The following is a 19912-nucleotide window of genomic DNA, read 5'->3' as shown; positions in this document are numbered from 1 at the left end:
TGCCGCAACGCGGGCCCGCGCCGGGGCGGTGGCGGTCTCCCCGGGTTTCTGGACAGGCGCGCGCCGCTGCCCGACAATCACCCCCGTGACGTCGTCCTTCGAATTCCACACGTACGCACCGCGCCCGTCCGACGCGGAACGCGACCTCGTGCTGAAGGCGCTGCGGGACGGCGTCGCCCTCGGACGTCTGACGCACGACACGTTCGTGCGGCGCATGGAGGTGGCGCTCACCGCCCGCAGGTCCGACGAGCTGGTCGCGCTCACCGCCGACCTGCCGCGGGAGAGCCGCTGGTCGAAGCTGCTGTTCGGCACCGTCGAAGCCGTCTCCGGGTTCACCGTGCGGCTGCGCGGGGCCTGGCAGGCCGAGCGGCTGCCGAAGCTGATGCTCCCTCACCCGGGCGACCCCTACCCGCTGCGGATCGGCCGCGACCCGTCGAGCGGACTGCGCCTCAACCACGAGACGGTCTCCCGCGTGCACGCCGAACTGAGCCGCCAGGGCGGCCTGTGGGTGCTGCGCGACCTCGGTTCCACCAACGGCACGACCGTGAACGGGCGGCGGGTGATCGGCGCCGCGGTCATACGCGAGGGCGATCAGGTCGGCTTCGGGCGGACCGCGTACCGGCTCGTCCAGGGCTGATCCCCTGGCCTGGGCCTTACGCACCGTTTCACGCGCCTTGTTCGCTGATTTCCCACTTGTGAGGAGTGTTGACGTACCCCCGCGATCCGTGACTCACTGTGCGTACACCCCGCACAACAGGTGAACCGGCCGAACCGCAGAGTGGAGGTGTGCCCTGCCGCCACTCCTGCGCTACCCGTCCGTGGACGAGCTGGGCGTCCGGGCGGCCGCGCTCGTCGCCCGCCATCCGCGAGACGCCCGGCTGCGCCGTGTCGGGACCTCCCGGGCCGGCATCCCTCTGTGGCTCCTGTCCGTCGGCCACGGCAGCCGCCAGGCCCTCGTCGTCGCCGGACCGCACGCCAACGAACCCGTGGGCGGCGCCACGGTCCTGCGCCTGGCCGAGCGCGCCCTCGCCGACCCCCGGCTGTGCGAAGGCGCCGACGTCACCTGGAACCTGCTGCTCTGCCTCGACCCGGACGGCTCCCGCCGCAACGAGCGCTGGCTCGGCGGCCCGTACACCCTCGGCCACTACTTCCGTAACTTCTTCCGCCCCGGCTTCCTCGAACAGCCGGAGTGGCTCCCCGACGGGGCCGGCGCGGCGCGGCTGCCCGAGACCCGCGTCCTGCTCGCCCTCCAGGACGAACTGCGGCCCTTCCTGCAGTGCTCCCTGCACGGCGTCGACGTCGGAGGCGGGTTCGTCGAGCTGACCCGCGACCTGCCCGGCCTCTCCCAGCGTGTCGCGCACACCGCCGCACGGCTCGGCATCCCACGCGAACTGGGCCCCTACGACACCCTGTACTGGCCGGCGCTCGGCCCCGCCGTCTACCGGATCCCGCCGCCGGTCAAGAAGGACATGGCCGCCGCGATCACCGAGGCCGCCGTCGAGTCCACCTGGTTCCACCCCCACCCGTACGGCACGGTGACCGCGATCGTCGAGTCGCCCATGTGGGGCGTGGCCGCCGTGGAGGACCCGTCGCAGCCCGCCGACACCGACGCGGTCCTGCGCTCCGTCAGCCGCGCGCTGCGCCGCGACACACGGCTTCTGAAGGACATCCTCGCGCGGATGCGCCCGCACCTCGCCGACGCGCCGGACGTGGCCGCCCTGCTGGCACCGGTGGACGACTATTTACTGGTCGGCCCCGGACTCGCCGACTCGTGGGACCCCGACACCCGCTTCGGCACGGCACGCCCCCTGCCGCCGTTCGACACCGCCCGGCTGACCGCCCTGGCCATCTCCGCCCGCCGCGTGGCCCTGCGCACGGCCGGACTGCTGCGCCAGACCGTGACCACGGCGGGGGACGACGCCGGCGGCGTGCTGCCCGAACTCGACCGGCTCATCGACGCCTGGTGCGCGCACTACCGCGACGGCTACGGGGCGCGCTGGATCCCCGTCGCCCGCCAGGCCGAGTACCAGGCGTGCGTGGTGCTCGCCGCGTTCCGGCTCGCCGTGCGGCACGCGCCGGTGCGCCATCGTTCGGGTGAGACCGGCTGGGGTTCGGGCGCCGCCGTGCCGATGCATCTGGAATGACGAACACCACGCACACACTGCGCACGGGCCTCGCGGCGGCCGCCCTCCTGCTGGCGGGCGCCGCCCCCGCCCTGGCGGCGTCCCCCTCGGCGGCGGACTCGGAGAACTGGCTCTACGTCACGGTCACCCAGGGGGAGGACAACCGCGCCGGCGACAGCCACGGCACCCTCCTGCTCTGCGACCCGCCCCAGGGCCACGCCCACGCCGCCGAGGCCTGCGACGAACTCGGGGCCGCCCAGGGCGACGTCGGCCGCATCCCCGCGAAGAAGGAGGTGTACTGCTCGATGATCTACGCGCCGGTGACGGTGACGGCCCAGGGCGAGTGGAACGGCCGCCGCACGGAGTACCAGAAGACCTACCCGAACGCCTGCACGATGGAGGCGGAGACGGGGGCGGTGTTCGCGCTGTCGGACTGACGGTCGGCACGGAACCCCGCGACACGCGCGTACGGACGGCGTTCCCCTCACCCGTACGCGCGTGCCCCCGCGACCCTCGTGATCAGCCCGGAAGACCCGGGTCATCGGCGACCCGCTCCAGCAGCGCCACCGGCAACCGCTCGAAGAGTTCCTCCACGCGCGCGTGCCCGCTGAACTTCCGCCCCGGCGTCAGCAGGTCGGCCCAGCGGCCCGGTGGCAGGGCGAGGCGGGTGTCTCGCCAGCCGCCCGCCTCCGCGAGCCGCAGCGACAGCCGCGTGACGGCGGTGACCACCTCCCCGCTGCGGGCGAACGCCACGCAGTGCCCGGCCGCCGCGCCCTCGGCGGACAGGGGGGCGTACGTGGCCGAAGACCCGAAGACGTCCGGTCGACGGCGGCGCAGCCGCAGGGCCGTGGCGGTCAGTTCGGCCTTGCGCGACGTCAGGTCTCCTGGCGGCGACGCCGCGGGGGCGGACGCCGTCGGCGGCGAGAACGGCGCGCGGTTGTCCGGGTCGACCAGCGCCCGGTACTCACCCTCCGTGCCCTGGTAGACGTCCGGCACGCCCGGCATCGTCAGCTGGACCAGCGCGGCCCCCAGCACGTTCGCCCGGACGTGCGGCGCCAGCTCCTGTCTGAACCCGGCCACGCGCCGTCCGGGCGGCCCGCACGGCCCGGCCGCGACGAACGCGGCCACCGCCTCCTCGTAGGCGGCGTCCCCCTCGGTCCAGGAGGTGTGCAGCCCGGCCTCCCGGACGTGCTTCAGCAGGGCCTCCCGGACACGGTCCGCGTCGGCGGGCCCGAGCCCGAACACGGTCTGCCACGCGGCCCATGCCACCTGGCCGTCCGGCGCACCGGGGCCCTCACGGGTCACCTCGTCCAGGAGGTCACCCCATCGCCCGGGGCACTGGGTGAGCAGGGCGACGGCCGCGCGGACGTCGGCGCTGCGCTTCGTGTCGTGCGTCGACAGCGCCGTCCCGGTGGCCGGCCAGTCGCGCTGCACGCGCGCGCAGTAGGCGTGGAAGTCCTCCGGGGACACGGCGGGGCTCCCCGGATCGCCGCCCACCTCGTTCGCCGACAGCAGCGGGGTGTAGCGGTAGAACGCGGTGTCCTCCACGGACTTGGCCCGCAGGGCCGACGAGGTCTGCGCGAAGCGGGCCAGCAGCTCGGCGTACGCGGGACCGTCCCCGCCCCGGCCGGTCAGCAGGTCCCGTAAGGCGTCCACGGCGTCGGCCTCCTCGGGCACCGCGAAGGCCCGGCGCGCCTCGTCGGCCGCCGCCCGGGTGACGACCGCCGAGACGTCCCCGGTGGTGTACGGCCGGTAGACCTCCATGCGGACGAGGAGTTCCACGAGGGCGGTGCGCAGCGCCCAGGGCGACCGGTCGCGCAGCGCGGGGTCCGGGGACGTGTCGCACAGCCGGCTCGCGGTGCGGGTCAGGCGTTCCGTCTCGGCGGCCAGTTCCCGTGTGAGGACCTGGTACGCGGCGCGGCGCACCGTCGCCTCCCAGTGGCCGCCCCGGTCGTGCGGCGGGGCGGCGAAATCCCGGTACCGGGCGAGGAGCCCGGCGGCGCCCGCAGGGTCCGTGAACAGTCCGTCGACGTGGCGCAGGGCGTCGTAGCCGGTGGTGCCCGCGACGGGCCAGGCCGCGGGCAGCGGCTCGCCGTCCGCGAGGATCTTCTCGACGACCGTCCAGCGTCCGCCGGTCGCCTCGTGCAGCCGGCGCAGATAGGCGTCCGGGTCGGCGAGCCCGTCCGGGTGGTCGATCCGCAGCCCGTCGACCACGCCCTCGTCGAGCATCCGGAGGATCGTGGCGTGTGTCGCCGTGAACACCTCCGGGTCCTCGACGCGCACCCCGATGAGCTCCGAGATGCTGAAGAACCGCCGGTAGTTCAGCTCGGTACGGGCCAGCCGCCACCAGGCGAGGCGGTACCACTGGGCGTCCAGCAGCCGGGGCAGGGGCAGCCCTCCGGTGCCCGGGCGGAGTGGGAACACGTGGTCGTGGTAGCGCAGGACGTCCCCGTCGGGGCGCAGATCCCCGATCTGGGAGCCGAGGGGGCCGCCGAGCACCGGCAGCAGCAGCCGCCCGCCCTGGGCGGCCCAGTCGATGTCGAACCAGCGGGCGTACGGCGAGCCGGGGCCCTCGCGCAGCACTTCCCACAGGGCGCGGTTGTGCCGCGGGGCCATCGCCATGTGGTTGGGGACGATGTCCACGACGAGACCGAGGCCGTGGCGGCGCGCGGCGCGGGACAGCGACCGCAGCCCCTCCTCGCCGCCCAGCTCGGCCCGTACGCGCGCGTGGTCCACGACGTCGTATCCGTGGGTGGACCCCGGCACGGCCTCCAGGACCGGCGACAGATGCAGGTGCGAGACGCCGAGCGAGGCCAGATAGGGCACCGCGGCCTCGGCGGCGGAGAAGGGGAAGTCCGGCTGGAGCTGCAGCCGGTACGTGGCGGACGGGACCGCGCCGGGAGACGGGCCGGGGGCCGTCGGGGGCGTGATCACCGGGTCGGGGCGCTCAGGCGTCATGGGAACCTACGTACCCGTCTCGCGCCCTTTCCTGTCACCGACACGCGCGTGCGCCCGGGAAGCGGCGCACGCGCGCGTGCGGGGCGGGGACGGGCGCCGCGCAGCCGTCCCCGCCCCGCAGGGGCCCGCTAGGCGGGCCTTCGCAGCACCGTGAGACTGCGGTCGACCAGGGTCAGCCGGTCGCCCGCCTGGACCTTCGCGCCCGTCCCCGGCGTCACCCCCTCGGGGCACGCCGTGTCGACCTCCACCTGCCACTGCCGCCCGTGGTCGACCGGCACCACGAAGTCCAGGGACTCGGGGGAGGCGTTGAACATCAGCAGGAACGAGTCGTCCACGATGCGGTCGCCGCGCGGGCCGGGTTCCGAGATGGCGTTGCCGTTGAGGAAGACGGTCAGCGCCCGGGCGTGCGCCGAGTCCCAGTCCTGCTGGGTCATCTCCTCACCCGAAGGAGTGAACCAGGCGATGTCCGACAGCTCGTCGTGCGTGCCCTGCACCGGCCGCCCGTGGAAGAACCGGCGCCGCCGGAAGACGGGATGGTCGCGCCGCAGCCACACCATGGTGCGCGTGAAGTCGAGCAGGTCCGGGTCGTCCGACGCCCAGGGCACCCATGCCAGCTCGTTGTCCTGGCAGTAGGCGTTGTTGTTGCCGCCCTGGGAGCGGGCGAACTCGTCGCCGTGGCTGAGCATCGGCACGCCCTGGGAGAGCATCAGCGTCGCGATGAAGTTGCGCAGCTGACGTGCCCGCAGGGCCAGGACGCCCTCGTCCTCGGTGGCGCCCTCGGCCCCGCAGTTCCAGGAGCGGTTGTGGCTCTCCCCGTCGCGGTTGTCCTCGCCGTTCGCCTCGTTGTGCTTGTCGTTGTAGGCGACGAGGTCGTGCAGGGTGAAGCCGTCGTGGCAGGTGACGAAGTTGATCGAGGCCAGGGGCCGTCGGCCGTCGTCCTGGTAGAGGTCGGACGACCCGGTCAGCCGGGACGCGAACTCCGCGAGGGTGCGGGGTTCGCCGCGCCACATGTCCCGGACCGTGTCGCGGTACTTGCCGTTCCACTCCGTCCACAGCGGCGGGAAGTTGCCGACCTGGTAACCGCCCTCCCCGACGTCCCAGGGCTCCGCGATCAGTTTCACCTGGGAGACCACCGGGTCCTGCTGCACCAGGTCGAAGAACGACGACAGCCGGTCCACCTCGTGGAACTGCCGGGCCAGCGTCGCCGCGAGGTCGAAGCGGAAGCCGTCCACGTGCATCTCGGTGACCCAGTAGCGCAGCGAGTCCATGATCAGCTGCAGGACGTGCGGGGACCGCATGAGGAGCGAGTTCCCGGTCCCCGTGGTGTCCATGTAGTAGCGCGGGTCGTCCGTCAGGCGGTAGTACGACGCGTTGTCGAGGCCCCGGAAGGAGAGCGTGGGGCCCAGGTGGTTGCCTTCGGCCGTGTGGTTGTAGACCACGTCCAGGATGACCTCGATACCGGCCTCGTGCAGCGCCCGGACGGCCGACTTGAACTCCAGGACCTGCTGGCCGCGGTCGCCCCAGGAGGCGTAGGCGTTGTGCGGGGCGAAGAACCCGATCGTGTTGTAGCCCCAGTAGTTGTTGAGGCCCGAGTCGACCAGCCGGTGGTCGTTGACGAACTGGTGGACCGGCATCAGTTCGAGCGCGGTCACCCCCAGCTCGGTCAGATGTTCGATGACCGCGGGATGGGCGAGCCCGGCGTAGGTGCCGCGCAGTTCGTCGGGGAGTGCCGGATGGCGCATCGTGAGGCCCTTGACGTGGGCCTCGTAGATCACCGTGTGGTGGTACTCCGTGCCGGGGCGGCGGTCATCGCCCCAGTCGAAGTACGGGTTCACCACGACGGAGCTCATGGTGTGCGGCGCCGAGTCGAGGTCGTTGCGCTTGTCGGGTGAGCCGAAGTGGTAGCCGTACACCTCCTCGCCCCAGGCGATGCTGCCACTGATCGCACGCGCGTACGGATCGAGGAGCAGTTTCGCGGAGTTCGAGCGCTGTCCGCGCGCCGGCGCGTACGGCCCGTGCACACGGAAGCCGTACCTCTGTCCCGGCATGATCCCGGGCAGATACGCGTGGCGCACGAACGCGTCGGTCTCGCGCAGCTCCACCGCGGTCTCCGAGCCGTCGTCGTGCAGCAGACACAGCTCGATTCGTTCGGCGGCCTCCGAAAAGACCGCGAAATTGGTGCCGGCGCCGTCGTACGTGGCGCCGAGCGGATACGCATCTCCAGGCCAGACCTGCATGGATAGGACTCTCCCAGTAGTGCTGGGCCCGTGGGGGCGGCTACCGCCCGAGTGTCCCCGAAAGTGAGGGAACCACCTAGGACTTACACCCCTCTTACCCGACGACCAGTGCATCAGCGGTATGCCGCATCCGTGGGGGTCGGCGGTGTGCCGGACCAGTGGGACTCAAGTGACTCCCGGGGAGACAGGGAGTAGGGGGAAATGTGCGCGAGATGATGCGCCGTCACCTGGGCAAGGTGGTGGCAGGTGCCGCCATCGCGGTGGCGGGAACCGCCGTGATGGCGGCGGTGACCCTTCCGGGGTCGGCCGGGGCCGACGACTCGGGCGGAGGACAGGGCGGCTCGGCCGCCACGGGAGCGGCCGGCAGCGGGCAGGCGGGCGGCGCGCGGGCCGCGGCGGAGCCCGGTGTGGTCGAGGAGGCGCCCGCCGAGGGCGAGAAGGGCAACGGCCGCGACCCGCTGACCGACGACGAGCTGAAGCGCGTCGAGCGCATCGCCCTCAACCGGTCGCTGCTGACGTCCAGTGAGAACGTCGAGGGCGAGCGGGGGCCGCAGCGGCTCGGCGTCGGACTCGCCGAGCCCGAGGAGGACGAACTCGACGACCCGAACGCGCCACGCCGCGCGGACGTGTCGTACTACGACTACAAGGACGACACGCTCGTCACCCGGACCGTCAACCTCGACACCGGGAAGGTGGAGGAGACCGGCACCCAGCACGGTGTCCAGCCGCCCATCAGCCGCGACGAGACGGTCGAGGCGGCGCGGCTGCTGATCGGCGACCCGCTCGGGGCCGGTCTGAAGGCCGACTACAAGGACGCCACCGGCAAGGCGCTCACCACACCCGACCAGCTCATGCTCAACAGCATGGTCTACCGGGCCACCAGCGCCACGCCCGCCGCTCTCGCCGACTGCGGCAAGCACCGGTGTGTGCGGCTGTTCCCGAAGGTCAAGAACGGGCCCTGGATCGACAGCCGTGACCTGGTGATCGACCTCAGCGCCCGCAAGGTCGGCAAGCTCGGCTGAGCGAGCCCGCCACCGCCTTCGGCCTCTTCCACTTCTCTCCTTCCCGCTTTCGCAAGGGAGTCAGTTCCTCATGCGCGTGAACAGAATCAGCCGTGCCCGCAGCCGGGCGACGGTGGGCCTGTCGGTGGCCGCCCTGACCGTCGGGGCCGCGGCCGCCGCCGGACCGGCCACCGCCCAGGCCACGACGTCGTCCAGGGCGGCGTCCGCGGCCGCCGCCGACTGCAGCTCGGCGTACAAGATCGAACAGAAGCTCGACAGCGGCACCACCTGGCGGATGTGCTGGCACTACGAGAGCGAGGCCGGGCTGGTCCTGGAGGACATCTCGTACCAGCCCAAGGGCGAGGCCGCCCCGATCAAGATCCTCACCAGCGCCAAGCTCGCCCAGATCCACGTGCCGTACGACAGCGGCGACGCCGAGTACGACGACCTCACCGGCGCCGGGTTCGGCCAGGGCCTGATGGAGATGGCCCCCGGCGAGTGCCCCGGCGGCACCATCAAGACGGTCAAGGTCCCGGACGCCTGGGACCCCCAGCACCCGAGCGTCAAGGGCCTGTGTACGACCACCCGTTCGCGTGGCCATGCCTACCGGATGCAGGGCGACACCGCGAACAAGGTCTGGCAGACCCAGGGCAAGGACCTGCTCGTCTACACGGTCAACCAGACCGGCTGGTACGAGTACATCACCGAGTGGCGCTTCCAGGACGACGGCACGATCCACATGAACGTCGGCGCCACCGGCAGCCTCTCGCCCGGCGACTACGACGCGGGCGACGGCCGCGGCTGGCCCCTCGGCAAGGGCGCCAAGGCCTACGCCACCAGCCACAGCCACAACGTCTTCTGGCGGCTCAACTTCGGCCTCGACGGCTCCACCAAGAGCAAGGTCGAGCAGTACGACTCCAAGGTCAGCGCGCCGACCTCGCGCGACCAGGGCCCCACCGCGAAGACCACCAGGACCAAGGTCACCAAGGAACTCGCGGGCGACGCCAAGAACATGCGCTGGTGGCGGGTCGTCAGCAACACCGGCAAGAACGCCGACAACCACGCGCGTTCCTACGAGTTCGTCCCCGGGCCGACGACCAAGTACCCCGGCCGCAGCTTCACGAAGCACGACATCTACTTCACGCAGTACAAGAAGTGCGAGCAGTTCGCGAGCAACAACCTGCGCAACTGCGGCAGCGGCGCGGGGAAGTCCGTCGACAAGTGGGTCGACGGCCAGACCCTCTCGCACCCGGTGGCCTGGGTGAACGTCGGCTTCCACCACATCGCCCGGGACGAGGACCAGCAGCCGATGCCGGTCCACTGGCAGGGATTCTCGATCGCGCCGCGTGACGTGACCGCCATGAATCCGCTCACGCCCCCGGGGCTCGCCGACCAGAACGGCCGCCCGGAGAACTGAGGTCGGGAAACCACCCTGTCCATCGGGCTGCACCGCCGGACGCTCCCGGAGTACCCTTCCTTGATCGTTGAGTGGGCCTGGCCCCACGGGAGAGCTCGGGGGAGCGGAAGGCGGTGCGCGGGTGGGCTCGGGAGGGCTGGAGCTGCCCCCTGGTGACGAGGGTCACGAGGGGAACTCCACAGAGGTCCCGCCCGGTGCGGTGTCCCTGGCACGGCCGATGGAGATGGGCTCCATCGGCCCGGAACTGGACTGGGGCGCCGACGCCTGGCACGAGGTACGCACCCGCGCCCAGCGGGCCGGCCGCGCCTACATCTGGCTCAACCTCGTCGAACAGCGGCTGCGCGCCGTCGTGGCCGCTGTTCTGCGACCGATCTACGAACCCGTCCACGGCGACGAGTGGGTGGTCGCCGCGGCCGGACCGGCAGGCCAGGAGTGGGTGCAGCGGGCGGTCGCCGTCCGTGAGGTCAGCCGCCGCAAGGGGTACCTGCTGGACCCGGCCGACGACAACGTGCTGAGCTTCCTGACCCTGCCGCAGCTGCGCGAACTGATGGTGCAGCACTGGCCGTGCTTCGAGCCGTACTTCGACGAGCGCCGGGACGTCGAACTCGCCCTGGACGAGCTGGAGGTCACCCGGAACGTGGTCTCCCGCAACCGGGCGCTGTCCGAGGCGGTCCTGGGACAGGCCGAGCGGGCGTCGGCGCGGCTGCTGGAGATACTCGGCGCGGGCAGTGACGTGCCGTCCGCGCGCAGACTGCGCGTCGACGCGGTCGAGGACCTGGTCGGCGACCGGTACGCGGACGTCGTCGGCGTGCACTCGGACCGTGTCCGGCTGCTGCGGCAGTTCCCCGCCGAGGACATCTTCGGCGGCGCCCGCAGGCTCGACGCCATCGGCATCGGCCTGAACCTGCTCGTGCAGAACTTCTCCGGACGCCGGCTCGTACGGCTCGCCGAGGCCGGGTGCCGGGCGCGGCTGCTCTTCCTCAACCCCGCCTCCAGCGCGGTGAAGCGGCGCGAGCGCGAACTCGGCATCAAACGCGGCGAGCTGAGCCGCGCCGTCGAGATGAACATCCTGCACATGCGCCGGGTCCGGGCCCGGCTGCGCGACCCGGACGCCTTCGCGATCCAGGTCTTCGACGAGACCCCCCGCTTCACCGCCTACCTCGTCGACGGGGACGGCTCGGACGGCATAGCGGTCGTGCAGTCCTATCTGCGCAGGACGCGCGGCATGGAGGCGCCGGTGCTGGTGCTGCGCGGCGGCGGACGGGTGGTCAAGCCGGACGAGCACCACGACGAGGGACTTTTCCCGACATACCGCGAAGAGTTCGAGCAGGCCTGGGCGGACTCGCGGCCCGTCTCCTGATCCCCGGTCCGCACGCCCCTCCCACGCACAAGCGGAACGCGCCCGTCGGATTGTCAGTGGCCCGTGCGATCGTGTTGGTCATCGGGGGAACGCACCACGAAGAAGGGGGGCCGCCATGGGCTGGCACCGGGAGCTGCTGATCGGCTTCGACCTGGAGACGACCGGCACGGATCCGCGCGAGGCGCGCATCGTCACGGGGGCCGTGATCGAGGTCAGGGACGGCGAGCCGGTCGGGCACCGCGAGTGGCTGGCCGATCCGGGGGTGGAGATCCCGGCGGACGCGGTCGCGGTCCACGGCATCACCAACGAGCGGGCGGCGGCCGAGGGCCGCCCCGCCGACCAGGTCGCCGACGCCATCGCCGGCGTCCTCACCGGGTACTGGAACACGGGCGTCCCGGTCGTCGCGTACAACGCCGCCTTCGACCTGACCCTGCTCTCCGCCGAACTGCGCAGATACAGGCTGCCGTCCCTGCGCGAGCGGCTCGGCGGGGCGGAGCCCGCGCCGGTCATCGATCCCTACACCATCGACCGCTCCGTGGACCGCTACCGCAGGGGCAAGCGCAACCTCGAAGCGGTCTGCACGGAGTACGGGGTCCTGCTCGACGCCGCGCACGACGCCTCGGCGGACGCGCTGGCCGCCGCCCGGCTCGCCGGGGCGATAGCCGGCCGCCACCCGAAGGTCGCGGCCCTCGGCCCGGCGGACCTGCACCGCCGTCAGATCGAGTGGTACGCGCAATGGGCGGCGGACTTCCAGAGCTTCCTGCGCCGCAAGGGGGACACGACAGCGGTGGTGGACGGCGTGTGGCCGCTGAGGAACCTGGCCGACCAGACGGTCTGAGCACCGGCACGCCCCGAGGGACCCGACACCCGTACCCGGGGACCCCGCGGCACCGCACCCGCGGGACCGACGGGCCGGGGTCCGGGACGCGCGGGCCGGTCAGAACGGGTACCAGCGCACCGTCTCGTCACCGTCCCGCAGCGACGCCACCCGCCGCCCGAACTCGGCACGCGCCTTCGGGTTGCTCGGCGCGTGCTGCGCGACCCAGGCGCAGCTCGCGGTCTCCCGGGCGCCGCGCAGCACACCGCAGCCGTCCCACTCGCGCACGTCCCAGCCGTACCCCCGGGTGAACGCGTCGTAGGCGTCGGCCGGGAGTCCGTAGCGGTCGCGGGAGAGGGCCATCACCACCAGGTCGTGCTCGCGGAGATCGGCGGAGAAGGTCTCCAGGTCGACCAAAACCGGGCCGTCCGGTCCGACGTGGACGTTGCGGGGGAGCGCGTCGCCGTGGATCGGGCCGGGCGGCAGATGCGGGGTCAGCCCCGCCGCGGCCGCCGCGAACCCGTCGCGGCGCTCGCGCAGATACTCCGCGTCCGCGGGGTCGATCGCGTCACCCGCGAGGCGCAGCCAGCGCTCCACGCCGTCCAGCAGCTCGCGGGGCGGCAGTGCGAAGGAGGGGGAGGGCAGTGCGTGCACCACACGCAGCAGCCCGGCCAGGTCACCCGGTCCGGCGGGGCGTACGGCCTCGTGCAGCCGGTGCCAGACGGTCACCGGGTGGCCGTTCACCAGCAGCGCCTCGGGGCGGGCCGCGCGCACCGCGGGGACGCCCGCGTCGGCGAGCCAGTCCGCGATGTCCACCTCCCGGCGGGCCCGGTCGAGGAGCTCGGCGCCGCGCCCCACCTTGACGACCAGGTCCGAGGCCGCGAACACCGCGTTCTCGCCCAGAGCGAGGAGCCGTGCGTCCCGCGCGCGGCCCGGCAGCACGTCCGCCGCGGCCAGTACGTCCCGCGCGCTCGCCTCGTCCATCCTTCTCCTCCCAGGGATCCCACGGACCTCGCGGCCCGTGTGTTCCGGGCGCCGTGATCACGCCCCACGGCGGCCAGTGTCGCATTCGCACTGGTCGCGCCGGGCGAAGGGAGCGGCGAAAGGGCTTGTGCGCTGCCTTGACGCCGTGCCGGTCCGTCAGGACCATGACGGGGGTCCGGGCCGGGAGACCGGACCGTGAGCACCCGCGCAGGCAGACCCGTACCGTCCGAGCCGCCTGAAGGAGCCGATCACGTGACAGGGGCGCCCCCGACGACGCGGCCGGTGCGCAAGGGACCGGCAGCGGGCGGAGGCCGCCGCCCCGCCGACCACGGCGCGTGGTTCCTGGTCCTGCCCGCGCTCATCCCGATCCTGGTGCTCAGCGTCGGACCGCTGCTCTACGGGATCGCGCTGGCCTTCACCGACTCCCAGTCCGGGCGGACCGAGCCGACGCGGTGGACCGGGGTTCTCAACTTCCAGGACCTGCTGCACGACACGCTGTTCTGGGAGTCGTTCCGGGTCGGTCTGCTGTGGGCGGCCGCGGTGACCGTGCCGCAGTTCCTGCTCGCACTCGGACTCGCCCTCCTGCTCGACCAGGACCTGAGACTGCGCGGGCTCGCGCGGGCACTGGCGGTCATCCCCTGGGCGATGCCCGAGGTCGTCGTCGGCATCATGTGGCGGCTCGTCTACAACCCGGACGCCGGCATCCTGAACGAGACGGTCCGCGACCTGGGCCTCGGCGACGGGCGGGACTGGCTGTCCGGCCTCGGCACCGCCCTGCCGGCGGTGATCGTCGTCGGCGTCTGGGCGGGCATGCCGCAGACCACGGTCGCCCTGCTCGCCGGACTGCAGAACACACCGCGCGAACTGCACGAGGCGGCCGCGGTGGACGGCGCCGGAGCCTGGCGCCGCTTTCGGACGGTCACCTGGCCCGCGCTCCGACCGGTCGCCTTCGCCATCACTGCGCTCAACCTCATCTGGAACTTCAACTCCTTCGCGCTGGTCTACGTGCTCACCAACGGCGGACCGGGCGGGCGCACCCGGCTGCCCATGCTCTTCGCCTACGAGGAGGCCTTCCGCTACGGGCAGTTCGGATACGCGGCGGCGATGGGCTGTGTGATGGTCGCGGTGATCTCCGTGATCCTCGCCGTGCGACTCGTGGGCCGGCTGAGGGGGGACGAGAACACGTGAAGACCGGGAAGAGGGCCCGCACGGGCCAGTACCTCGCACTCGCCGCCTACCTCGTCTTCCTCGCCTTTCCCTTCCTCTGGCTGATCTCCACCGCCTTCAGACCGGCACGGGAGCTGGCCGACCTGCATCCCACCTGGATCCCCGAGGACCCCACCCTCGCCAACTTCCGGCAGGCCTTCGACGAGCAGCCGCTGCTGCGCGCCGGGCTCAACTCCCTGCTGGCGGCGCTCGGCGCGGCGCTCGTCGCCGTACTGATCGCGACGCCGATGGCGTACGTCATGGCGCGCCGGCGGACCCTTCTGGCCAGGGCCGCCACCGGGTGGGTCGTGGTCAGCCAGGCGTTCCCCTTCGTGCTGGTGATCATTCCGCTGTTCCTGGTCCTCAAGAACCTCCGGCTGATCGACTCACTGCCGGGACTGGTCCTGGTGTACGTGGTGTGGGCGCTGCCGTTCGCGCTGTGGATGCTGGTGGGGTACGTGCGGGCGGTGCCCGTCGAGCTGGAGGAGGCCGCCGCGGTGGACGGCGCGGGCCGGGTCCGGATCCTGGTCTTCGTCACGGCGCCGCTGCTCGCGCCCGGCATCGTGGCGACGGCACTGTTCGCCTTCATCAGCGCGTGGAACGAGTTCTTCTTCGCGCTCGTGCTGCTCAAGACCCCGGAGAACCAGACGCTGCCGGTCGTGCTCACGCACTTCATCGGCGCGGAGGGCGTGGCGGACCTCGGGCCGCTGGCCGCGGCGGCGTTCCTGGCGACGCTGCCGTCGCTGGTCGTCTTCGCGCTCATCCAGAAGCGGATCACGGGCGGGATGCTCGCCGGGGCGGTGAAGAGCTGATGAGGTCATGGGCGGCGTTTCTGGCGGTGTTCGGCCTGCTGCTCGCCGGGTGCACGGCCGGCGGCGGTGAGCCGGACGGGGTGATCACCCTGCGCTTCCAGTCCCTGGCCTGGCAGCAGGAGTCGGTCGCGGCCAACAAGGAGCTGGTGCGCGAGTGGAACGCCACGCACCCTGACGTACGGGTGAAGTACGTGCAGGGGAGCTGGGACAGCGTGCACGACCAGCTGCTCACCTCCTTCGAGGGCGGTGAGGCACCCGACATCATCCACGACGCCTCGGACGACCTCGCCGACTTCGCGTACGGGGGCTACCTCGCCGACCTGCACGGCCTGCTGCCGTCCCGGCTCAAGTCCGGCATCCCCGAGCGCAGTTGGGCCACGGCCACCTTCGGGGACGGGATCTACGGCGTGCCGTTCCTCCAGGAGCCGCGCGTCCTGATCGCCAACGCCGACCTGCTGCGCGAGGCGGGCGTCCGCGTGCCCACCCCGCAGCGCCCCTGGAGCTGGGAGGAGTTCCGGCGCATCGCCGGACAGCTGAGCGGACACGGCCGGTACGGCGTCGCCTGGCCGCTGAAGGAACCCGTCTCGGCGACGCTGAACCTCTCCCTGTCCACCGGCGGGCAGCTCTTCCACCGGGACGGGGATGGCAAGGTGGAGGTCCGCTTCACCGACGCGGACGCCGTGGTCCCGCGCACCGTCCACGACGAGGTCAACCAGGACGCGAGCGCCTCGGGCGCCACGCTCGGCATGGGCGGCTCCGACACCCTGCCCGGGTTCTTCGCCGGCAAGTACGCGATGGTGCCGCTCGGCTTCTCCTACCGCCAGCAGATCGTCCAGCAGGCACCCGAGGGCTTCGACTGGCAGGTGCTGCCCGCCCCGGCCGGCGCCGACGGCCTCAGCCAGGGCGTCAGCCCGCAGACCCTGTCCATCGCCGAGGACAGCCCCCACAAGAAGGAGGCCGCCGAGTTCCTCGACTTCCTGCTGCGGCCGAAGAACATGGTCCGGCTGGCGCTCGGCGACTGGATGCTGCCCACCGGCACACAGGCTTTGAAAGACCCCGCGCTGCACACCACCGAGAACGACTGGGCGACGGGCACCGCGCTCGCCGGACACCTCCGGCCGGCCCCCGCCCAGTCCGTCCGCGGCTACCCGGAGTGGAAGGACAAGGTCGCCACCCCCGCCTTCCAGGAGTACTACAGCGGCGCGATCGGACTGGATGAGCTGCGCGAACGCCTGGAGAAGGACGGAAATCTCGTCCTGGCCCGCTATCAGCGCTGAGCGGTGTCGCGCCGGGTGAACCCCTGGTGGGAGCGGCCTCGCGGCCCGGTCTGCGTCACTGTCCGCGTCCTGTGGAATTCAGCGGGGTCACGGTTCCACGGAAACGGTGAAGCCCTGGCGCTCTTTGGATAACGGTCAGGTCATTCGGTAACGCTCCGATAACACGGCCAGGGTCCGAAAAAGGCATCGACTTGGCTCGGTGGTTGGACATCTGACCCCCGCAGAAGGTTGCACGGGCGGGATCTTGTTCCCTTACCGGACTCTTTCCTAACGTGAGATGAACTCACATCGAACGCCAGGAAGTTGACCATGCGATCCATACGCCGAGACATTCCGCCACTCGCAGAGGTGCGCCGTATCACGGAGAAGAAGCGCGATGCGTGGTGGACGGTGATGCTCGTCGACCCGGTGGCGACACCGCTGGTCAGACTTGTCGCGAGGCGTACGAGGATCACCCCGAACCAGATCACCTGGGGCGCGTTCCTGCTCGGACTGGCCTCGTCGGTCTGTTTCGCGTTCGGTGACTGGCGCTGGCTGATCGCCGGTGGCGTCATCTACCACTTCAGCTTCATCCTCGACTGCATGGACGGAAAGGTCGCCCGCCTCACCGGACAGGGATCCGTGTTCGGCGCCTGGCTCGACTTCGTCTTCGACCGTATCCGCGTGATGGTGTGTTCGGTCGCGCTCATGGCCGGCCAGTTCCACCGCACCGGCGAGACGATCTACATCTGGCTCGCCCTCGCCGTGGTGGGCCTGGACACCCTGCGCTACATCAACTCCCTGGAAATCTTCAAGATCCGCCACACCATGCGCAAGCAGATCAAGGCACGCATGCGGGAGGCCCGCCGCGCGGCGAACCAGGAAGAGCTGGCCTTCATGGAGGACCTGCTGCGCGAGAACCCCGAGGCGGACATCGAGCAGGACCTGCGCAAGGTGGCCATGACCCGGACCGCCACCGCCGAAGGCACCGACACCGTCATGGGCACCGCCACCGCCGAGGGCACCGTCACGGAGCCAGGCGCCGGCACCGAGGGGGGCGCCGAGGGCGAGGCCACGGCGTCCGCCAAGCAGGCCCAGGTCATCGACCTGCACCAGGAGTTCCGCCACCGCTTCCCCTCCTACCTGCGCTTCCGGTCGTTCCTGCTGCGGCACCGCATCCGCACGCACCTGATCAGCGGCATCGAGTTCCAGATGGGCGTCTTCATGATCGGCCCCTTCCTCGACTCGGTGATCGAGGCGACGATCGTCTCGGGCGCTCTGCTGCTGGTCTTCGAGCTCGCCATCATCTACAAGCTGCTGCTGTCGACGCGCGACTTCACGCGCACCATCGACTCCTTCGAGCGCGAGCGGCAGGACGTGGCCACCGCCGCGTGACACACGACGACGGGGCCGGGGTGCGTACGGCACCCCGGCCCCGTCGTCCGTTCACCGGTGGATCACACCCGTGCGGGCTCGCCCTCGTCGACCATCGGCGGGCGCGGCGCCGCGGGCGGCTCCGGCTCGTCGTGCGTGAGGTCGGGGAGCCGGTGCAGCCACTTGGGCAGGTACCAGTTCCGCTCGCCCAGCAGGGCCATCACGGCCGGCAGCAGCACACCGCGGATGACCGTCGCGTCGATCAGCACCGCTGCCGCCAGGCCCACGCCCATCTGCTTCATGGACTGCATGGACAGCGTCCCGAAGATCGCGAAGACGGCGACCATGATGACGGCGGCGCTCGTCACGACCCCGGCCGTGGTCACCACACCGTGCCGGATGGCCTCCTCGGTGCTGCGTCCCCGCAGCCGCGCCTCACGGATCCGCGAGACCACGAAGACGTGGTAGTCCATCGAGAGCCCGAACAGGATCACGAAGAGGAACAGCGGCAGCCAGGTGACGATGGCTCCCACACCCTCCGCGCCCACCAGCGAGGCGCCCCAGCCGTGCTGGAAGACGGCGACCAGGATGCCGTAGGCGGCGCCCACGGACAGCAGGTTGAGGACGATCGACGTGATCGCGACCGTCAGCGAGCGGAACGACAGGAGCATCAGCAGGAAGGCGAAGACCACGACGAAGGCGAAGACCGGCACGACCGAGCCGACCAGCTGGTCGTTGAAGTCGTGCGACCCGGCGACCTGCCCGGTGACCGGCGCCTCCACCCCTTCGACCTTGCCGAGCGTGTCCGGCCGTACCTCGTCGCGCAGCAGCTCCAGGCTCTTCTCCGCCTTGTCCTGGTCCGATCCGCCCACCAGCGGTACGTACACGAAGGCGACGTTCTGCTCGTCGTGCACCTTGATGTCGACCGGGCCGCGTGAGGCACCCGAACTGATCGCCCGGTCACGGAAGTCCGCCAGCGCCGACTTCACGTCCGAGGCGTTGATGTCGTCCGCCTTGACGACGACCTCGGCCGGCTCGGAACCGCCGGGGAACGCGTCGTTGACCCGGTTGTAGGTGCCGACGATCGGCAGCGAGTCGCCGAACTCCTGGTCCAGGGTGAGGTTCTGCGTCTTCATGCCGAGCGCGGGGGCGGCGATGGCCAGCAGTGCGCCGGCGGCGACGGCCAGGGCGACGGCCGGCTTGGCGAGCACGACCCGCAGGACCGCGCTCCAGAACCGGCTCTCCCCGTTGCCGCCCCGCTTCGCGCGCCGCTTGTCGGGGTGCAGGAAGGGGAGGCGGCCCTTCTCGACCCGCTCGCCGAGCAGGGACAGCAGCGCCGGAAGCACCGTGACGGAACCGACCATGGCGACCGCCACGACCATCAGCGAGGCCAGGCCCATCGCCTCGAACTCGGCGAGACCGGTGAAGAGCATTCCGGCCATGGCCACGCACACGGTGACACCGGAGACGACGATGGCACGGCCGCTGGTGGCGGCGGCGATCCGCAGGGCGGTCTCCGCGTCCCGGCCCGCCGCGCGCTCCTCGCGCTCACGCCGCAGATAGAACAGGCAGTAGTCGACGCCGACGGCCAGCCCCACCAGCAGCATCACGGAGTTCGCCGTGTCGCTCATCGGCTGCAGATGGCTGACGATGCCCATCAGGCCCATCGTCGCCATGATCGCGGTGACCGCGAGCGCCACCGGCAGCAGCGCCGCGACCAGCGCGCCGAAGGCGATCAGCAGAATGCCCAGCGCCACCGGGACCGCGGAGTACTCGGCCTTCTGGAAGTCGTCGCCGAACGCGTCGTCGAACGTCTTCATCATGCTGGCGCCGCCGATCTCCTCGATCCGCAGCCCGTCGTGCTTCTTCTGCACCCCCTCGACGGCGTTCAGCACCGGCTCGACGCGCTCGCCCGCGGTGTCCGAGTCGCCGCGCATGTCGAACTGCACCAGTGCGCTGCGGCCGTCCTCGGATATCGTCTTCGTGTCGTACGGCGAGGTCACGTCGGTGACCTCGCCCGTGCCCTCGACGGCGTCGACGACCGCGGCGACCGCCGAGCGGAACTCGGCGTCGGTGGCCTTCAGGTCCGAGCCCTTCGCCTGGACCAGCACCGACTCCCCGGCCGGCTCCTCGATCCCCGCGTCCTCGATGATGCGGGCGGCCGTGTGGGTCTCGCCCTTGAGCTGGTCGCTCTCGTTCACGTCGGCGCGGCCCACGGCCGAACCCACACCCATCGCCAGCACGACGAACAGCACCCAGATACCGACGGCAGCCCATCGGTGCCGGGCGCTCCAGCCGCCCGCCCGGGCGGCGATGCCGCGCACCCTCGTCCTTCCGCTCACCATGATGGGCCAGCCCCCTCGTCCC

At 71.7% G+C, this 19912-nt stretch carries 15 protein-coding genes; 11 read left to right on the top strand and 4 right to left on the bottom strand.

Annotation, left to right across the window (positions count from 1 at the left end; translation table 11 throughout):
• Positions 1-85 precede the first annotated feature (85 nt).
• From ACFY93_RS05895 to ACFY93_RS05885, 3 genes are all read left to right on the top strand, one after another.
• Positions 86-637, top strand: coding sequence for an FHA domain-containing protein (locus ACFY93_RS05895; RefSeq protein ID WP_391353922.1), 552 nt, complete (start codon positions 86-88; stop codon positions 635-637).
• 181 nt (positions 638-818) lie between these two features.
• The gene (locus ACFY93_RS05890; RefSeq protein WP_391353921.1) at positions 819-2144 is read left to right on the top strand and encodes a M14 family zinc carboxypeptidase; all 1326 of its coding nucleotides are present in this window, start codon (positions 819-821) and stop codon (positions 2142-2144) included.
• Positions 2141-2560 carry an SSI family serine proteinase inhibitor gene (locus ACFY93_RS05885; protein ID WP_391353919.1) on the top strand — a complete coding sequence of 140 codons (420 nt, stop codon included), beginning with the start codon at positions 2141-2143 and terminating at the stop codon, positions 2558-2560. Before ACFY93_RS05890 ends, ACFY93_RS05885 begins: the two co-directional genes overlap by 4 nt.
• An 82-nt stretch (positions 2561-2642) precedes the next feature.
• On the opposite strand, the gene treY is transcribed toward ACFY93_RS05885, so the two are convergent.
• Positions 2643-5081: a malto-oligosyltrehalose synthase gene (gene treY, locus ACFY93_RS05880; RefSeq protein ID WP_391353917.1), complete on the bottom strand. Its 2439-nt coding sequence runs from the start codon at positions 5079-5081 to the stop codon at positions 2643-2645.
• Positions 5082-5209: 128 nt separating this feature from the next.
• A complete protein-coding gene (gene glgX, locus ACFY93_RS05875) occupies positions 5210-7318 on the bottom strand; it encodes a glycogen debranching protein GlgX (protein WP_391353916.1) in 2109 nt (702 codons plus the stop codon).
• 215 nt (positions 7319-7533) lie between these two features.
• Between glgX and ACFY93_RS05870 the strand changes: the two genes are divergently transcribed.
• From ACFY93_RS05870 to ACFY93_RS05855, 4 genes are all read left to right on the top strand, one after another.
• Positions 7534-8340 (top strand): Tat pathway signal sequence domain protein, encoded by an 807-nt coding sequence (locus ACFY93_RS05870; protein WP_391354148.1) that lies wholly within the window; start codon positions 7534-7536, stop codon positions 8338-8340.
• 70 nt (positions 8341-8410) lie between these two features.
• Complete coding sequence (locus ACFY93_RS05865; protein WP_391353914.1) at positions 8411-9736, top strand: copper amine oxidase; 1326 nt, start codon at positions 8411-8413, stop codon at positions 9734-9736.
• A 121-nt stretch (positions 9737-9857) separates the two neighbouring features.
• Positions 9858-11096 carry an SAV2148 family HEPN domain-containing protein gene (locus ACFY93_RS05860; RefSeq protein WP_391353912.1) on the top strand — a complete coding sequence of 413 codons (1239 nt, stop codon included), beginning with the start codon at positions 9858-9860 and terminating at the stop codon, positions 11094-11096.
• A gap of 115 nt (positions 11097-11211) precedes the next feature.
• Positions 11212-11934: an exonuclease domain-containing protein gene (locus ACFY93_RS05855; RefSeq protein ID WP_391353909.1), complete on the top strand. Its 723-nt coding sequence runs from the start codon at positions 11212-11214 to the stop codon at positions 11932-11934.
• Positions 11935-12033: 99 nt separating this feature from the next.
• On the opposite strand, the gene ACFY93_RS05850 is transcribed toward ACFY93_RS05855, so the two are convergent.
• Entirely contained in the window at positions 12034-12897 is an 864-nt protein-coding gene (locus ACFY93_RS05850; protein WP_391353907.1) for a phosphotransferase, read from the bottom strand.
• A gap of 252 nt (positions 12898-13149) precedes the next feature.
• On the opposite strand from ACFY93_RS05850, the gene ACFY93_RS05845 reads away from it, so the two are divergent.
• The 4 genes from ACFY93_RS05845 to ACFY93_RS05830 all read left to right on the top strand — a co-directional run bounded on the left by ACFY93_RS05845 (position 13150) and on the right by ACFY93_RS05830 (position 17566).
• Positions 13150-14085: an ABC transporter permease subunit gene (locus ACFY93_RS05845; protein ID WP_391353905.1), complete on the top strand. Its 936-nt coding sequence runs from the start codon at positions 13150-13152 to the stop codon at positions 14083-14085.
• Entirely contained in the window at positions 14082-14915 is an 834-nt protein-coding gene (locus tag ACFY93_RS05840; RefSeq protein WP_391353904.1) for an ABC transporter permease subunit, read from the top strand. Before ACFY93_RS05845 ends, ACFY93_RS05840 begins: the two co-directional genes overlap by 4 nt.
• The gene (locus tag ACFY93_RS05835; protein WP_391353902.1) at positions 14915-16192 is read left to right on the top strand and encodes an extracellular solute-binding protein; all 1278 of its coding nucleotides are present in this window, start codon (positions 14915-14917) and stop codon (positions 16190-16192) included. Before ACFY93_RS05840 ends, ACFY93_RS05835 begins: the two co-directional genes overlap by 1 nt.
• A gap of 309 nt (positions 16193-16501) precedes the next feature.
• Positions 16502-17566: a CDP-alcohol phosphatidyltransferase family protein gene (locus tag ACFY93_RS05830; protein WP_391353900.1), complete on the top strand. Its 1065-nt coding sequence runs from the start codon at positions 16502-16504 to the stop codon at positions 17564-17566.
• 62 nt (positions 17567-17628) lie between these two features.
• On the opposite strand, the gene ACFY93_RS05825 is transcribed toward ACFY93_RS05830, so the two are convergent.
• Positions 17629-19890: an MMPL family transporter gene (locus ACFY93_RS05825; protein WP_391353898.1), complete on the bottom strand. Its 2262-nt coding sequence runs from the start codon at positions 19888-19890 to the stop codon at positions 17629-17631.
• Between the last annotated feature and the right edge of the window lie 22 nt (positions 19891-19912).

This window comes from Streptomyces sp. NPDC008313 (assembly GCF_042956125.1).
In the GTDB taxonomy this organism is placed as follows: Bacteria; Actinomycetota; Actinomycetes; order Streptomycetales; family Streptomycetaceae; genus Streptomyces.
This window is presented reverse-complemented; position numbering and strand designations above follow the sequence as displayed.

What these genes read in the sequence shown, in the direction of transcription:
- ACFY93_RS05885 (WP_391353919.1), top strand. Translation starts at nt 2,141, where the DNA reads ATGACGAACACCACGCACACACTGCGCACGGGCCTCGCGGCGGCCGCC.
- treY (WP_391353917.1), bottom strand. Translation starts at nt 5,081, where the DNA reads ATGACGCCTGAGCGCCCCGACCCGGTGATCACGCCCCCGACGGCCCCC.
- glgX (WP_391353916.1), bottom strand. Translation starts at nt 7,318, where the DNA reads ATGCAGGTCTGGCCTGGAGATGCGTATCCGCTCGGCGCCACGTACGAC.
- ACFY93_RS05870 (WP_391354148.1), top strand. Translation starts at nt 7,534, where the DNA reads ATGCGCCGTCACCTGGGCAAGGTGGTGGCAGGTGCCGCCATCGCGGTG.
- ACFY93_RS05865 (WP_391353914.1), top strand. Translation starts at nt 8,411, where the DNA reads ATGCGCGTGAACAGAATCAGCCGTGCCCGCAGCCGGGCGACGGTGGGC.
- ACFY93_RS05855 (WP_391353909.1), top strand. Translation starts at nt 11,212, where the DNA reads ATGGGCTGGCACCGGGAGCTGCTGATCGGCTTCGACCTGGAGACGACC.
- ACFY93_RS05850 (WP_391353907.1), bottom strand. Translation starts at nt 12,897, where the DNA reads ATGGACGAGGCGAGCGCGCGGGACGTACTGGCCGCGGCGGACGTGCTG.
- ACFY93_RS05835 (WP_391353902.1), top strand. Translation starts at nt 14,915, where the DNA reads ATGAGGTCATGGGCGGCGTTTCTGGCGGTGTTCGGCCTGCTGCTCGCC.
- ACFY93_RS05830 (WP_391353900.1), top strand. Translation starts at nt 16,502, where the DNA reads ATGCGATCCATACGCCGAGACATTCCGCCACTCGCAGAGGTGCGCCGT.
- ACFY93_RS05825 (WP_391353898.1), bottom strand. Translation starts at nt 19,890, where the DNA reads ATGGTGAGCGGAAGGACGAGGGTGCGCGGCATCGCCGCCCGGGCGGGC.